Origin of the sequence: Acidipropionibacterium virtanenii (genome assembly GCF_003325455.1) — a bacterium.
Lineage (GTDB): Bacteria > Actinomycetota > Actinomycetes > Propionibacteriales > Propionibacteriaceae > Acidipropionibacterium > Acidipropionibacterium virtanenii.
Genome location: NZ_CP025198.1, coordinates 3,126,967 through 3,142,025, shown reverse-complemented (window position 1 = coordinate 3,142,025; position 15,059 = coordinate 3,126,967). Strand labels below are relative to the sequence as shown.

The 15,059-nt window shown below is 67.0% G+C and carries 16 protein-coding genes; 7 read left to right on the top strand and 9 right to left on the bottom strand.

All coding sequences use genetic code 11. From position 1 onward, the window contains the following. Positions 1-5: 5 nt before the first annotated feature. Positions 6-809, top strand: a complete 804-nt coding sequence (locus JS278_RS14545) for a Cof-type HAD-IIB family hydrolase (RefSeq protein WP_147243239.1) — start codon at positions 6-8, stop codon at positions 807-809. Here JS278_RS14545 and JS278_RS14540 read toward each other — a convergent pair. Then, a complete protein-coding gene (locus tag JS278_RS14540) occupies positions 806-1,342 on the bottom strand; it encodes a GNAT family N-acetyltransferase (protein ID WP_114045814.1) in 537 nt (178 codons plus the stop codon). The genes JS278_RS14545 and JS278_RS14540 overlap by 4 nt on opposite strands. Here JS278_RS14540 and JS278_RS14535 point away from each other — a divergent pair. Beyond that, positions 1,320-1,724 (top strand): AbrB/MazE/SpoVT family DNA-binding domain-containing protein, encoded by a 405-nt coding sequence (locus JS278_RS14535; RefSeq protein WP_220149992.1) that lies wholly within the window; start codon positions 1,320-1,322, stop codon positions 1,722-1,724. The two genes, JS278_RS14540 and JS278_RS14535, sit on opposite strands and share 23 nt — an antisense overlap. Before the next feature lie 305 nt (positions 1,725-2,029). On the opposite strand, the gene JS278_RS14525 is transcribed toward JS278_RS14535, so the two are convergent. Together JS278_RS14525 and JS278_RS14520 are read right to left on the bottom strand one after the other, a co-directional pair. After that, positions 2,030-3,073, bottom strand: coding sequence for a hemolysin family protein (locus tag JS278_RS14525; protein WP_114045813.1), 1,044 nt, complete (start codon positions 3,071-3,073; stop codon positions 2,030-2,032). Continuing rightward, complete coding sequence (locus tag JS278_RS14520) at positions 3,070-4,407, bottom strand: hemolysin family protein (RefSeq protein WP_220149991.1); 1,338 nt, start codon at positions 4,405-4,407, stop codon at positions 3,070-3,072. The genes JS278_RS14525 and JS278_RS14520 overlap by 4 nt, the downstream gene beginning before the upstream one ends. A 441-nt stretch (positions 4,408-4,848) precedes the next feature. On the opposite strand from JS278_RS14520, the gene JS278_RS14515 reads away from it, so the two are divergent. Continuing rightward, positions 4,849-5,520: an MOSC domain-containing protein gene (locus JS278_RS14515; RefSeq protein ID WP_114045811.1), complete on the top strand. Its 672-nt coding sequence runs from the start codon at positions 4,849-4,851 to the stop codon at positions 5,518-5,520. Between the two features lie 21 nt (positions 5,521-5,541). Here JS278_RS14515 and JS278_RS14510 read toward each other — a convergent pair whose 3' ends face one another. After that, positions 5,542-6,069: a GNAT family N-acetyltransferase gene (locus JS278_RS14510; protein ID WP_114045810.1), complete on the bottom strand. Its 528-nt coding sequence runs from the start codon at positions 6,067-6,069 to the stop codon at positions 5,542-5,544. A gap of 104 nt (positions 6,070-6,173) precedes the next feature. Between JS278_RS14510 and JS278_RS14505 the strand changes: the two genes are divergently transcribed. Continuing rightward, positions 6,174-6,572, top strand: a complete 399-nt coding sequence (locus JS278_RS14505) for a VOC family protein (RefSeq protein WP_114045809.1) — start codon at positions 6,174-6,176, stop codon at positions 6,570-6,572. Positions 6,573-6,756: 184 nt separating this feature from the next. On the opposite strand, the gene JS278_RS14500 is transcribed toward JS278_RS14505, so the two are convergent. Continuing rightward, on the bottom strand, positions 6,757-8,370 hold the full coding sequence (locus tag JS278_RS14500) for an HNH endonuclease signature motif containing protein (protein WP_245935134.1): 1,614 nt from the start codon (positions 8,368-8,370) through the stop codon (positions 6,757-6,759). Between the two features lie 381 nt (positions 8,371-8,751). Here JS278_RS14500 and JS278_RS14495 point away from each other — a divergent pair, with 381 nt between their 5' ends. Next, positions 8,752-9,879, top strand: coding sequence for an NAD(P)-binding domain-containing protein (locus JS278_RS14495; RefSeq protein ID WP_245935133.1), 1,128 nt, complete (start codon positions 8,752-8,754; stop codon positions 9,877-9,879). A 295-nt stretch (positions 9,880-10,174) separates the two neighbouring features. Continuing rightward, positions 10,175-10,741 carry an alpha/beta hydrolase gene (locus JS278_RS14490; protein ID WP_342767027.1) on the top strand — a complete coding sequence of 189 codons (567 nt, stop codon included), beginning with the start codon at positions 10,175-10,177 and terminating at the stop codon, positions 10,739-10,741. 160 nt (positions 10,742-10,901) lie between these two features. On the opposite strand, the gene JS278_RS14485 is transcribed toward JS278_RS14490, so the two are convergent. Both JS278_RS14485 and JS278_RS14480 read right to left on the bottom strand, forming a co-directional pair. Continuing rightward, positions 10,902-11,825, bottom strand: coding sequence for an aminoglycoside phosphotransferase family protein (locus tag JS278_RS14485; protein WP_245935132.1), 924 nt, complete (start codon positions 11,823-11,825; stop codon positions 10,902-10,904). 43 nt (positions 11,826-11,868) lie between these two features. Continuing rightward, a complete protein-coding gene (locus tag JS278_RS14480) occupies positions 11,869-12,243 on the bottom strand; it encodes a VOC family protein (RefSeq protein WP_114045807.1) in 375 nt (124 codons plus the stop codon). Between the two features lie 430 nt (positions 12,244-12,673). On the opposite strand from JS278_RS14480, the gene JS278_RS14475 reads away from it, so the two are divergent. Next, the gene (locus JS278_RS14475) at positions 12,674-13,294 is read left to right on the top strand and encodes a dihydrofolate reductase family protein (protein ID WP_114045806.1); all 621 of its coding nucleotides are present in this window, start codon (positions 12,674-12,676) and stop codon (positions 13,292-13,294) included. A gap of 106 nt (positions 13,295-13,400) precedes the next feature. Here the strand turns inward: JS278_RS14475 and JS278_RS14470 are convergent, their stop codons facing one another. Continuing rightward, on the bottom strand, positions 13,401-14,267 hold the full coding sequence (locus JS278_RS14470; RefSeq protein ID WP_147243238.1) for a hypothetical protein: 867 nt from the start codon (positions 14,265-14,267) through the stop codon (positions 13,401-13,403). Between the two features lie 325 nt (positions 14,268-14,592). Continuing rightward, positions 14,593-15,051 carry a Cif family virulence factor gene (locus tag JS278_RS14465; RefSeq protein WP_114045804.1) on the bottom strand — a complete coding sequence of 153 codons (459 nt, stop codon included), beginning with the start codon at positions 15,049-15,051 and terminating at the stop codon, positions 14,593-14,595. Positions 15,052-15,059: the final 8 nt, after the last annotated feature.

Below are 15,059 nucleotides of genomic sequence, written 5' to 3'. Positions count from 1 at the left end.
GGGCCGTGAGCGCAGCAGGCGGGACGGGCCGGGTGCGGGCGATGGCCTTCGACATCGACGGGACGCTGGCCGGGGGCGACATGCAGGTCTCGGAGCGGTCCTGCCGGGTGCTCGCACGGCTTCCCGCCGCCGGCATCACGCCGATCACCATCACCGGGCGCGCCCTGCCCGCGGCGCGGCTCCCGCTGGAATCGGTCGGCACCCCCGGCTACGTGGTGGGCTGCGGCGGCGGCATCGCGATCTCCACCCCCGGCCAGGACGTCCTGTTCCGCAGGCCGATGCCCCCGGCGGTCGTCGATGAGGTGCTCGGGATCGCCGAGGAGTTCGGCCTGGTGCCGACCGTCTTCGGCGACGAGGAACTGTACGCCACGACCCGCGACGACCGCTCGGCGCGGATCCTGGAGGCCTCCAATCTGCACCGCCGCGTCGTCGTCACCGATGACCTGCGCGGCGTCGAGGCCATCAAGATGATGGTGCAGGGTCCGAAGGATCATCTCGACCGGATCACTCCGCGGATCAAGGCGCGGTTCCCCACCATGCACAGATCGCTGCCCGAGTTCTTCGAGACCTCGGCGCCGGGGGCCGACAAGAAGCCCGCCATCCTGGACGTGCTCGACCGGATCGGCGTCGAGGCGTCCGACTGCATGGGATTCGGGGACGGGGAGAACGACGTCGCCTGGCTCGAGGCGATCGGCCACCCGATCGCGATGGGCAATGCCCGGGACGACGTCAAGGCCGTCGCCGGGCGGGTGATCGGGCCCAACACCGACGACGGGGTCGCCCGGTTCCTGGAGGACTGGCTGGGCTAAAGGCCCATCGAGAACTCGACGAAATGCAGCCCCTCCACCCGCGGGATGCCGAACCGCTCGTCGCCGTAGGGGAACGGCGAGGTGGCGCCGGTGGGGCGGAATCCGCGACGCTCGTACCAGGCGATGAGATCGGTGCGCGCAGCGATGACGGTCAGACGCATCTCCGCCAGCCCCCAGTCCTCGCGGGCCACCCGGCAGGCCTCGGACAGCAGGTGCTTGCCCAGCCCGTGGGCCTGGGCCGCCGGGTCGACGGCGAACATTCCGAAGTAGGCGTGATCGGGCCTGCGCTCCACCTGGCAGGTGGCCACGATGCGGCTCCCCTCGCGCAGGGTCAGCAGGCCGCCGTCGCGCTGGTCGATGAGGTCGCCGATCTCCTCCAGATCGGTGCGCTGGCCGTCGAGCAGCCCCGACTCGGTGGTCCAGCCCGCGCCTTCCCCCTTGGCCCGGTAGGCGGCCTCCACGATCCGGTGGATGCGTCCGGCGTCGTCGGGGGCGGCGAAGCAGGTGCTCATGGTGGTGGTCACATCGGTCACGACGGCAAGTATGCGTCCGGACCCGCCCCGTATAGAGCCATGTTCATCTGTCGACGACTCGGGTAGAATGTCGGAAAGTCTGATTGTCGAACCAGGTGAGGTGATGAGGATGAAGACGCGTCTACGTGGCAAGGGCCAGATCACCCTGCCGGCGGAGGTCCGGAAGTATCTTCACGTCCGAGAAGGGGATGACATCGCCTTCACTCTCGAGTCAGGGCGCGTCGTCCTGACCGGGCTGACCGAGGTGCCAACGGATCAATCGTGGTTCTGGACGGAGGGTTGGCAGCAGGGGGAGCGAGAGGTCAACGAGCAGATCGCTCGCGGGGAAGGCACCGTCCACGGCGACGGGGACGAGTTCTTGGCCGCACTCGACGAGCGCTGATGGCGCCCACATTCGAGACCGAACCGCGATTCTTCAAGGACCTACGGGCGCTCAGTCCGACCGATCGGCGTCGCTTCAGATCCGCAGTGACACAGTTCATCGAAGACCTCAGGAGGGGAGACGGATTCCGTAAAGGCCTGCGGGTGAAACGTGTCGAGGGCACCGCAGACATCTGGGAGATGACTTTCGCGCCAAATGGTCGGGCTACCTGGCAGTACGGGGATGAAGTGCATCCAGGTGAGCCTCATGTCATCTGGCGTCGCGTCGGAACCCATCAGATCTTCGGGCGGCCGTGAGGCGCCCCATCAGCCCTGGTCGCGCTGCAGCCCGTCGCGCACCTCTCCGACCAGCTCCTCGAGGATGTCCTCCAGGAAGAGCACCCCCCTCACCGTGCCGTCGGCGTCGACCACCTCGGCGCAGTGGCCGCCGGTGCGCTGCATGTGGTGCATCGCGTCCTCCACCTCGTCGGTGTCGTGGACCCGCTCCATCCGCCGGATCCGCCACGGCGTCACCGGTTGGTCGCGATCCGGGCCCTGGGCGTAGAGCACGTCCTTGAGGTGCAGGTAGCCGACGATGACGCCGCTGGGGTCGGCGACCGGGAAGCGGGAGAAGCCGGTCACCGCCACCTCGTGCTCCACCTGGGCGGGTGTGCAGTCGGCCGGCAGGACGTCGAGTTCGGTCAACGGGACCATCGCGTCGCCGGCCGAGCGCTCCGAGAACTCCAGGGATCCCGACAGCAGCCCCAGGTCGTCGCGGATCTTGCCCTCCTGCTCGGACTGCTCGACGATCGAGGCCACCTCCTCGGCGGTGAAGGCCGCCGAGATCTCGGAGCGCGGCGTCAGCCCGGCCTTGCGGACGAACCAGTTCGCGACGTGATCCATCAGGTAGATCACCGGTTTGAAGACCCTGCCGATCGCCACCAGCGGTGGAGCCAGCAGGAGCAGCGCGTTCTGCGGCATCGCGATCGAGAGGTTCTTGGGCACCATCTCGCCGAAGACCACATGGAGGTACACCACCAGCAGGAGGGCGACGGCGAAACCGACGACGTGGGAGGACGCCTCCGGCAGTCCGGCGGCGACCAGCGGGCCCTCGACCAGGTGGGCGATGGCCGGCTCGGCGACCACACCGAGGGTGGTCGACGCCACGGTGACCCCCAGCTGGCAGATCGACAGCATGTGGGAGACGTGCTCCAGGGCGTACATCGCCGTCGTCGATCCGCGCCTGCCCTCGGCGTACAGCGGCTCGATCTGGGCGCGCCGCGACGAGGTCACGGCGAACTCCCCGGCCACGAAGAAGGCGTTGACGCCCAGCAGCAGGACGGTGATGAGAAGACCGGTCACGGGGCTCACCTGTCGGCCTCCTCGTTCTCTTCCTCGGGTTCGGGAGCCGGTGTGACGGTCAGCGTCAGCACCCGCCTCTCGCGCATCCGCGCCACCTGGAGGCCGACGCCGTCGACCTCGACGCGATCTCCCGCCTCGGGGATCTTCTCGAGGTATGCCATCACGAGTCCGCCGAGAGTCTCGTAGCGGGCGTCCTCGGGCACGACGACGCCGGTGCGCTCCTTGAGCTCGTCGGGCCGCAGCCGTCCGGGCACCAGGTAGGTGCCGTCGGGCAGCGGCCGGATTCCCAGGCGGCGCTGGTCGTGCTCATCGGCGACCTCCCCGACGATCTCCTCCACGACGTCCTCCAGGGTGACCACCCCGGATACGCCGCCGTACTCGTCGACGACGACCGCCATCTGGAGGCCCTCCTCGCGCAGCCGCACGAGCAGCGTCTGCAGATTCACGGTCTCGGGTACCCGGGGGGCCTCGGCGATCAGCGAGGAGGACATCACCGGGACCTGCTCGCGGCGCTCGAAGGGCACGCCCACCGCCCGGCGCAGGCTCACCAGGCCGAGCACGTCGTCGAAACTGCTCCCGATCACCGGGAAGCGGGAGTGGCCGGTCTCCTCCGCCAGAGCGACGACGTCGGCCGCCGTCGCGGACTCGGGAAGGGTGGTGACCAGGCCGCGGTCGGTCATGACGTCGACAGCGGTGAGCTCCTTGATGTGGATGGACTTGGTGAGCAGGCTGGCGGTGGAGATGTCCAGGGTGCCCTCCTCGGCGCTGTGACGCACCAGGGCCGCGAGCTCGGTGGCCGAGCGGGCCGAGGAGATCTCCTCCCGGGGTTCGATGCCCATCCGGTGCAGCAGCCAGTTCGCTGAACCGTTGAGGACGACGATGAGGGGGCGGAAGAGGGTGGTGAAGAACATCTGGACCGGGGCCACCTTGCCGGCGGTCCACATCGGGTGGGCCATCGCCATGTTCTTGGGCACCAGTTCGCCGAAGAGCATCGAGAACAGGTTGATGAGGACGGCGGCGACGAAGGCGGCGATGGCGGTGGCCAGGGCCTGGGCGAGGCCGGCATTGCCGAGCGCGCCGGTGAGCATGTCGGCGATCGACGTCTGGGTGGTGTAGCCCAGCAGGATCGTGGTGAGGGTGATGCCCACCTGGGTACCCGACAGCTGGGTGGACAGCGATCGGGAGGCCTTGAGGACGGTGGCGGCCCCGGACTCCCCGGAGGCGGCCTTGCGCTCCACGGAGGCCTGGTCGAGGGCGACCAGGGAGAACTCCGCGGACACGAAGATCGCGTTGCCGGCCACCAGCATGACGCCGAGAACCAGCATGAGGATGTCAAACCACACGGAGCGCCTCCTGGAGGTGGGTCTCCGGGGTGGCGGGGGCCTCAGGAATGGAGGGAGGAGCCGGTAATCGGCCGCTACTGTCACTGTCCATGGTGGGGCCAGTGTAGTGACTTCCGGCCGGCGGCGACCCGGTGCCGGGCCTTCGCCAACAGCTCACAGGGTCGATGACCGGCTTCCCGCACATGCCTGTTGGCTGCGTCGCAGATCGCGTTACGGTGATGATTGTCCCCAACGAGAGGAGACCATATGGCCGAGGATCAAAGTAGGTAAGGACGGCTTCGGGCACGTGCCCGTGTCGTCGACACAACGAACCCTGTGGGGGCGCACCGCTTCGGTGCGCCCCCACAGGCGCGTCCGGGGTGGATAGCGGCGGCCGCCCTCGGGGGGCCGCGTGCTGTGCTCACCGATTGCTCACCGATTGCTCACCGATAGAGTGCCGTCATGCCAGGGGTGATCGAAGCCGTCAACGTCGTCTCCCAGTTGCACCGGTCCCCGGGGACCGTCGGGGTGACGGCCATCGACAAGCGGCCGGTCGAGGGGGCTGTCGCGGTGCGGCCGTACGGGCTCTACCGGGACGTCCAGGCCGATCGGAAGCATCACGGCGGGCTGTTCCAGGCCGTCTACGCCTTCTCCCGCGAGGAGTACCGCTACTGGCGGGGACAGTTCGGACGGGATCTGGAGGCGGGGGAGTTCGGGGAGAATCTCACGACCTCGGGCATCGCGCTGGATGATCTGGAGATCGGCGCGACGGTGCGGGCCGGTTCCGCGGTGCTGGAGGCCACGGCGCCGCGCACGCCCTGCAATGTCTTCGCCGACTTCCTGGAGCGGAAGAACCTCATCAAGGAGTTCACCGCCCACGGGCGCACCGGGGTGTATTTCCGGGTGGTGCGTCGCGGGGAGGTGAGCGCCGGCGATCAGATCACCGTGCTGGCGACGCCGGGGCACGGCGTCAGCGTGGCGGACGTGTTCGGCGGGGTCGACGAGGCGTCGGCGCGTGCGCTGATCGACTGGTCGGTGGGCACCGGGACCGCCCTGCACCGCGAGGTGGCGGCGATCGCGGCCCGGGCGTCGGGGGTTGACGTCGCCTCGATCCCCACGGAGGTGCGCGGCTGAGAGCCGGGGATGCGGTCGGCGTCAGGACGGGGGTTCGGCGCGGTCGTCGAGGGTGAGCTGGAGGAAGGTGAGATCCAGCCATCCGCCGAATTTGACCCCCACCTGGGGTAGGTGGCCGACAGCCGAGAACCCGAAGCGTTCGTGGAGGCGGATCGAGCCGGTGTTGGCGGCGTCGATCCCCGCCACCATGACGTGGACGCCCCGAGCGCGGGCGCGATCGATGATGGCTGCCATGAGTGCGGTGCCGGTGCCGCCGCCGTGCAGATCGGGATGGACGTAGATCGAGTGCTCCACGGTGTGGCGGTAGCCGTCGAAGGGCCGCCACTGGCTGTAGGAGGCGTAGCCCAGGATGTGTTTCTCGCCGGGCGTCTCAGTGTTGACGGCCACCAGGACCGGATCGCCGGCCTGCTGATGGTCGGCGATCCAGGCTCTGCGGTTCGCGACGTCGACGGTGCGGGTGTCCCAGGTGGCCGTCGAGTGTCGGATCGCATGGTTGTAGATCTCGGCGATGGCTGCCGCGTCCTCGGCGGTGGCGTCGCGGATGTCCAAGGTCTTCTCCCTCTTCTCATCGGAGTGCGGGCTTCGAGAATATGGGCGGTGCCCGATCCATGATGGCGCACCGGTGGCCCCGGCCTCGACTAGCCTCTGCCGACATGGCTGTCGCACGGTGTCCCTCCTTCGTCATGGACTGCCCGGATCCGCGGGTGCTCGCGGAGTTCTACGGTGAGCTGCTCGGCTGGTCAGTCGACATCGACGATGACGGTGAGTGGGCCGAGATATGCCGTGGGGAGACGGACTGCATCTCCTTCCAGCGGGTGGCCGGCTACCGCGCGCCGCAGTGGCCGGGGCAGGAGGTGCCCCAGCAGATGCATCTCGACGTCGAGGTCGACGATCTGGATGACGCCGAGGCCGCCGTGCTGCGGATGGGCGCGACGAAGCACGAATATCAGCCCAGTGAGCGGGGCAGCTTCCGGGTCTTCCTGGATCCGGCCGGCCACCCGTTCTGCCTGTGCGCATCGGCCGGCGGCGGGGCGGTGGGGTCTGGGAGCTGAGCCGGTTGGCCTCCAGTGGTTTTCCACTGCTGATCGGATCCCGATCACTTCCGGTGGGCCGCCGATCATTCTTGCGTGGAGCCCGGCGCCTGGTGCCTGACGGCTTCTGCTCCGGTGCCTGTTCCTGGCCCGGGTGTGGGGGTGGGGGGATGGAGGTGCGGGCTTCCCCTCCTCCTTGTGTCATCTATGCGATGAGGGGTGTCTGCTCGGGTGGGTCGTCATCCCGGTGCCCCATTCCTGCTGGGCTCGATTCGGTGCCCGGTGGAACCACAGCCTTCCCCCTGAAATCCACTCCTGATCCGTGGGCGGAGTTCTCCCGGTGTTCAGGGGTCTGTCCTTGCGCGGGGGCCTGATCCTGGGCTGTGGCGAGGTGTCGGGCGAGTCGTCGGGGTGGGGTGAGCTTCGGCCGTTTGTGCTCGTCGAGGGTGATGGTCCACTGGTCGGCGGCGGGGTTGAACCGGTCGGGTTCTACGACGCCGTGGTGGTGGCGGCACAGAGTGGCGAGGTTATCGAGGCTGGTGGGTCCCCCGGCCCACCACGGAGTGATGTGGTGGGCGTCGCAGACCGCGGCGGGGATGGCGCAGCCGGGGAAGACGCAGGTCTTGTCGCGCAGCCTCAGCGCGGCCCGGATCTGGGGTGTGATCAGGCGCCGCGTCCGTCCGACGTCGAGGACCGCGGAGTCGGCGCCCAGGATGGCGGGAAGGATATCGACGTCGCAGCAGATGCGCCTCAGTGTTGAGGCGGGGATCTGCTGGCCGGTCTCCAAGGTTCCGGTGAGCCGGTTCAGTTGATCGGGGGTCATGGCTGTGTCGTCGGGACGGGTGCCGGACTGGGCTGCGGTGGTGGCCAGGTTGAGGAGGCTGGTGTAGTCGAGGGTCACGACCAGGCGCGCGGCCTCGCCTGTCCGGGTCGCTCCGCCGTTGTGACCGGCCGTCTCGCCTGCTGCTCGGGTGAGATCCAGGAGAGCGTCGGACTGCCGTTGAGCGGTGGTGCGGGCCTCCTGCTCGGCCAGCTGCTTGCGGGCGGTGAAGTACTCAGTGTCCGCGAGTGTGCCCGAGCGGCGCTGCTGCTGGAGGGCCTTGATGTGGTCGGACTCGTCGCGGCGTCCGTGTTCGACGGCGGCCTGGACGGCGGCTTTCAGCTGAGCTGCTTCCAGGGTGGGCAGCTGGCCCCAGAAGCGGACCTGGCCGTCAGTCTCCTCACTGAAATGCAGGGCGCGGTTCTTGACGGCCTGGCGGCGTTGGCGTTCCAGCCGTGCGGCCTTGTCGGCTGCTGAAGGAGCGAGGTCGGGGGCGACGCGTTCCAGGACGTGGTCGGCACTGCCTGTGATCTGGCGGGTGGTGGAGGTCTCGGCCGTGTTGAGGAGTTCGGCCGCGGCGGCCTGGCGCTGGGCCGGCGTCATCTCGTGGCGGGGAAGATCGCGCAACACGGCGCCGATGGCGGCGGCCTTGGTCGGGGAGACGGTTCCGGCCAGGGCGGCGTCGCGCACCTGGGGGTCGGTGGTGATGCGGGAGGCCTGATGGATGACGCCGAGGGCCTCTTTGGGGTTGCGGGCTTCTGCGGTGGCCAGGTAGTCGGACAGGGGTGTGCCGGCTGCCTTCTCGGCGGCGCAGGTTTTCGCGGCCCGGTCGGTCCAGATTGCGGCTTCGGCGCCGATGCGGTCGGCGAGGCGGCGCATGGCGTTCATGGCGGCCAGAGTCTGGGCTTCCGTCATGGTGGCGGCGCAGGTGTGGTCGAGGTGGTCCAGGGCCTCCTTGATGACCATTACGGTCTGCCACACGTCGCGTTTCCCATCCATGTACACACTGTATTAGATGACAACACCGGAATCCATACCGTGTCCCTAAGAATCTGGCCTCCATATTCTTAGAATGAAACCTTGACGGGCTGGTATGTGTTGTGCCTTTGGCTGAGCAGGTATTGCTGGAGTCAGGAGATTCGTACGCGTGAGACTGTGTCGGACTCTGACGGACAGACGCATCCGGGGAACGCCCTTTTCAGGGACTTCCATGCCGCATCCCGCACGCAGCGCCAGAGTTTGAACGCAGCGCCTGAAATACCTGGCGCTGCGTTCAAACTCTGGCGCTGCGTGAATTCTGGCGGACGGGAGGATGTGAGGCTGTGTCAGATCCGTGCGGATTGACGTCCCGGGAGTTGGTGTTCGCTGTACCGTGGCCAGATGGCGGCGCGAGGGATGCAGGAGGCGACGGTCGTCGTCATCGGCGCCGGTCAGGCGGGCCTGTCGGCCGGATACCACCTGGCGCGCCGTGGCTTTCACAGCGCTCTGATTCCGGCATCGGCACCCGGCGCGGCTTCGCCGGCCCATCGGCCCAGCTTCGTCATGCTCGACGCCAACCCGGCCCCCGGTGGAGCCTGGCAGCATCGATGGGAGTCGCTGCACATGGCCACGGTCAACGGCATCTTCGGACTGCCCGGCTTCCCCACTCCCGACGTCGATCCCGAAGAACCCAGCAGAGAAGCCGTACCCACCTATTTCGAAGCCTTCGAGGAGCGCAATCGACTTCCGATTCTGCGCCCGGTCCGGGTTGAGGTGGTCGGCAGGGCCGATGACGATCCGGAGGGTGATCTCGTTGTCGAGACCGACGCCGGCCGATGGTGGACGCGCGCCGTCATCAATGCGACTGGTACCTGGAACAATCCGGTGCTCCCTGGATACCCGGGCAAGAATGTCTTCACAGGCCGTCAGCTCCACACCCGCGATTACGTCTCCGCCGCAGAGTTCGCCGGGCAGCGGGTCGCGATCGTCGGAGGCGGCATCTCGGCCGTCCAGCAACTCGAGGAGATCTCCCGATCGGCCACGACGTTCTGGTACACGCGTCGCGAACCGGTCTTCCGCGATGGCCCGTTCCGTCCCGAGGTCGAGGGGCGTCAGATCATCGCAAGTATCACGGCCGCCATCGAGGCCGGGGCGCCGCCCGGCAGTATCGTCGCCAACACCGGTCTCACGTGGTCGCCCTACGCCATCGCCGCCCGTGATCGGGGAGCCCTGGTGCGCCGACCCATGTTCACCGCGATCGAACCGCACGGCGTCCGCGAGGCCGACGGCTCATTCACCCCCGTCGATGCGATCCTCTGGGCCACCGGATTCCGCCCCGACCTGGCCCACCTGGAGCCGCTGCACCTCAAGAACGACCGCGGCGGCATCGAGATGCGCGGTACGCAGGTGCTCGCCGAACCGAGGGTTCATCTCATCGGTTACGGACCCTCGCAGTCGACGGTCGGTGCCAACCGGGCGGGGCGCGACGCGATCCGTCGGCTGACACGGTGGTTGGGCATGTCCAACTGACCGATTCCGTCGCTCGGCAGGATGCCGGGAAACTCCGGGAATGACCCTGGCAGGGGGACAGAATCGGGGGTCATGGAAGCCTTCGGGGACTCCGAGTCGGTGCGGGTGACGTCTGCCGACGGCACCGCGATCCAGGCGTACCGGTTCGGCAGCGGCGCCCCGGTCGTCATCGTCGGCGGGGCGTTTGCGACCGCGGAGGCCGGTGTCGATCTGGCATCTGCCCTGGCCGGAGCCGGGTTCGAGGGCTGGACTTATGACCGGAGGGCGCGCGGCGGCAGCGGCGACACCACGCCCTATGCCCCGCAGCGGGAGGCCGAAGGATCTGGCGGCGGTGATCTCGGCGACCGATCGTCCGACTGCTGTGCTGGGCCATTCCTCCGGTGCCGTGCTGGCCTACTTCGCGGCCGGAGAAGGGGTTCCGGTGCGCCACCTCTTCCTCTCCGAGCCGCCCTTCAGTTTCGCGGACGACCGGGCGGCTGCCGCCCTCCCGGCCCGGCTCCAGGCGATGGTCGACGCCGGGCGGGCCGCCGACGCGGTGACCACCTTCCAGATAGAGGCGGTCGGGCTTCCGGAACAGATGGTCGAGCAGATGAGACAGACGCCCATGTTCGCCCAGCTCGTCCCGCTCGCGCAGTCGGTCGTCCACGACGCCACGCTGCCCCGACCCTCGCAGAACATGCTGGCGGTGACGTCGCCCATCACCATCCTGCTGGGCGACGAGACCTTCCCGATCCTGTCCCGATCCTGCGAGCAGCTCGACGAGGCCCTTCCTGGCGCCGAGCTGGTGAGGGTCCCCGAGTCGAAGCACCACAGCATCGACGCGGCGGCCACGACGAGAGTCATCACCGCCAGGCTGGCCTGAACGCCGGATCGACGGCGGGGATCCCGGCAGAACTGGATCGACGAGTGAGGACGAGACGATCCCTACGGCCGCCTGGCGCACGATCGTGGTCGATGCGGGGTGCCCAGGCCGCGGGATGAGGATGTGCGAGGTCGTTCTGATCAGTTGAGAATTCGATATCTCACGGACCGGTGACCGCACGCAGGAGACGGTCGCCCATTCTCGCGAAGCGCTCGCTGTCGGCGGAGTGGAGCAGGAAGTTCAGCCCGAGGTGGACTGCCCATAGGCGCGCCCGGTCCCAGGTGGCGTCGTCGACGGGCTCCCCGCCGCCGGCGGCGGTCCGAAAGCGGCGGCGGGCATCGGCGTCGAAGAGCATCCATGCGACGGCCAGGTCGACCGCGGGATCGCCGGAGGTGAGGTCTCCGAAGTCGAGGACTGTCGAGATCCGATCGTCGGTGACGAGTAGGTTCGCGGCGTGCAGGTCGCCGTGTACCCACACCGGGGGCCCGTGCCACGCCGGTGTCGGGGCGAGTTCGTCGACCAGTTCGGCAAGGTGATCACGGCCCGGGCCCAGGCGCTCGAGGTTGTCGCGGATCCTCGGCAGCAGGGCGGTGACCGGAACGTCGCGGTAGGGGTTGCTCGGGGCGTCGGCCGGTGCCGGACGGTGAAGGGCGTGCAGGAAGGAGCCGAGCCGATCGGCCTCGCGGGAGGGATCGGCGAGGGCGACGTCGGCGGCCATATCGCCGTCGAACCACGGGCAGATGCTCCAGGCCCAGGGATATCCGAGTCCTGGCCGACCCTCCCTGACTGGGGAGGGCACCGAGATCGGCAGCCCTTCGGCCAGACCGGGTAGCCAGCGCTGCTCGTGGAGAACCAGGCTCGCGGCGAGACGGCGGCGGGGAAGGCGGGCGAGGAGGTCGGCGCCGATCCGCACGATGACGTTGTCCCAGCCATTGGCCGCGACAGTCAGTTCGCGATCGGCCAGGTCGGGATGCTGGTCGGAGAGCAGGGCTCGCAGCAGATCAACCGTGATGTCGACCTCCGCCGGGGGAGTCGACTCCAGGGTGGGCGGCAGGCCATCGTCGGCCGTGGGCGTGCTGGTCATCTGGTGGAGCATAAGGGACAGTGAGACCTGCCTCGGTGCTCCGTCAGAGATACGGCCGGGTGATCAGTTCGAGGTAGTGACCAGATGGATCGAGCAGGTAGACGCCTCGGCCGCCGTGCTCGTTGTTGATCTCGCCCGGTCGGGTGCGCTGAGGGTCGGCCCAGTGCTCTCGGTGCTGCGCCTTGATCGTGGCGCAGGCACGGTCGAAGTGCGCATCATCGACGAGGTAGGCGTAGTGCTGGGGAGGGAACTCGACGGGTGGTGCTGCGAACTGCAACATAACGCCGTCGCCGATCCTGACGTTGACGAACGGCCCCCATGAGGGCAGCTCCTCGGCTTCGAGAAGGTCGCGGTAGAACGCGGCCATCTCGGCCGGATCGGTTGAGGCGATGATCGTGTGATTGAAACGCGCTGTCATGATTCTCCTTGTGGTCTGCGTTGACGGGTTGAGGTCACGCAGACACTCGGAGGGGCGCGGATCAGACCGCGACCAGGTTGCCGTCCCGGGAACGACCCAAGCGGGTCTGACTGGTCATCACCTTCGGCAGCCTACCAACTCGCGGTCCTGCCGACGCCGGGCCCGAGTTCCAATCCGAAGCCCTGAGCAGGACCGTCGAGGTGACCGCCACCTTCGGCGCCTGCGAACTCATGGTCTCCTCCGACTGAGAGCGTCGATATGGTCGACGTTGCGGCGGTGCCCCCCGATGCTGTGGCGCATGGCATCACTGAATAACCCCGTGCGGCGTGGTTCTCGTCGACGGCGCCGCATCCACGGGGGAGCACAGGACGCATTTCGGCTGTGACCCCGTCGTCGGAAATGGTGATGTCGAACACGAGAGGAGCCCACCATGCGCAGACTCATCGTCAACAACATCGTCTCCCTCGACGGCTACTACGCCGACGCGGTAGGCAGCCCGCTCGCACTGAACATGGATGCGATGTTCGATCAAGCCAATCTGGACAGCATCAGCGTCGCGGACGTACTGCTGCTGGGCCGGGACTCGTTCGACGGATTCAGCTCGCACTGGCCGTTCGTCGCCGAGGCCCCCGAACCGGTCGACCCGGATGCGCCGGAGGCGCGGGTCTACAGCGACGTGAACCGGGAGACCAGTCGCTGCTACAACGCTCTCCCCAAGGTTGTCGTGAGTGATCGCGGGCCAGTGGCTGATGACAATGCCTGGGCGGGGAGTACCACGGTGATTCCGCGCGATCAGGCTGCCCGATGGGTTTCTGAGGCGAAGCGGTCCGGTGATGGTGACATCGTCGTCTTCGGCAGCCGCCGCACCTGGAATGCACTCATGGCGAAGGGACTCGTGGATGAGTTGCACCTGATGGTCAGCCCGACTGTGATCGGCAGCGGCGTGCCACTGTTCTCCGCCCCCGCCACTCTCGACCTCATCGACTGCCGACGTGAGGTAGATTCCCCGAACGTTCAACTCCGATACTGCGTGGTTTCCTCTTCTCATTGAGTGGATTGGCGACCGGCCTGTCGAACTGGTGTCCAGGATGCGCCCCCCCATCCGCATCCAACAGCAATCCGGATACTTGGCTCAGGACTCCATGTCACGGTGAATGCTACAGCCCGCCGGCTTTGAGACCACGATCCATGATCCCGGCGAAGTCGTACGATTCATGATCGTCACCCGGCAGGACAGTGCGGGTCGTCGTGAAACCATGTTCAGCATAGAATTTCCGTCCCTCGGCGGTCGCTTTCAGCGCCGACCACTCAGGGGCGTTCTCAGACTGGCCGACGCCGTCCCGGGAGCCGACGAACCAGTGCAGATCGAATGACTTCTTGAAATCTTGTGGCGGATGATCAAAGCTGATCCAGCTGCCGTCATCATTCCTGGCGCCGCCTCCGGCAAGGAGTATCGCACCGCCTTTTCCGTATCCGTCTCGATATTTCGGTGCCAGCACATAGGTGATAAATTCCGCGCCACCGGAATACCCCATGTACCAGGTGCGCTGAGCGGACGCACAGGTGCTCGTGCACAGATGCCGACTCAGCTTCAGTATTGCCTTACCGGTGGCCTCAGAATTCTCCCACCATGTGTATCCGAGTTCATCGGAGTAAGCGAATGTGGGATGACGGGGAATCACCAGGACCATGTTCCGCTTGGCCGCCATCCTGGCCATGCCCCGCGCTTCGTCCCCGTTCGGGTGATTGGAAATGACTCCTCGCTCGCCACGGTAGTGATCGCCATCGAGGTAGATCATGAGTCCTACCGGAGCCGAGAAGTCGATCCCATTGGTCGAAATCGCATAGTCCAGACCGGCATAGTGTTCTTCTGTGCTGGTGACGGGGATTTGAACCGGCGTGCGCTCCTGCGCTCCGCGGACTGAGTCGCCGTGGTCACCTCCGCAGGCAGTGCATGCCAGGAGCAGGCCGACCAGAAAAGCGGTCGCCATCCTGGCAGGGGCGGTTGATCTGTCCTTCTTCACCCCTCCAATGATCCTCCCCATCCCCACATCGAGCGAGCACGCCGTCGGGGCGGGCTGAGACCCGCGGAATCGCGCGACCAGCTCGCCTTCCTCGTCGACGACTACGACTTGGTCTGGCAGGACCACCTGCGCTGTGGCGGATTCCCCGAGCCGTCCACGAACACGACATCACGGGGGCTGTCTCCACTGGATACTCGCGCGAGCCGAGCTACGGGGTTCAAGGGTCAGCTCAACCGGCTCCTCACCTGACTGATCTGGCCCTTCGGTCAGTGTTGCGAAGGGGGCGGGGCTGCGTTGCTCGCCACGAATGAACTACGATTCTGCACTATACGATCTCTTTCACGGAGGTGAAGTCCATGTCCATAGGACGTATGAAGGACCAGGTCGAGTGGATGACACGCCATTGATCGTCTTTTTCTCTCTGATACAGCTCGACGCAGTTGTACTTCATGTCGATGAGGTTCGTATCTGCAAACAGTTGGAATGTCAGTAGAGCCATGTCGATGCCAAACTGAATGCGAGGGCTGTGCAATTCATAGACGTCGGCGTGGAGTTTGCCGTCCAACGCGTCGAGGAACTGGTCGATCGTGTCATGGTCCTCGACGCGCTTGGGGTTGTCCCCGTCAAAGTAGGTGAAGCTGGTGCGCGACCAGATTTCGCGATAACCGGAGACGTCTCCGTTGAACCACTTGTCGAGCGCTCCCTTTTCGAGATCAATGAGATGCTCGGCGAGCCTGGTCTGTTCGGCAGTGTAGTTCCGCTCGTATGGAGTTGGACTGGTCATGTCGCTCC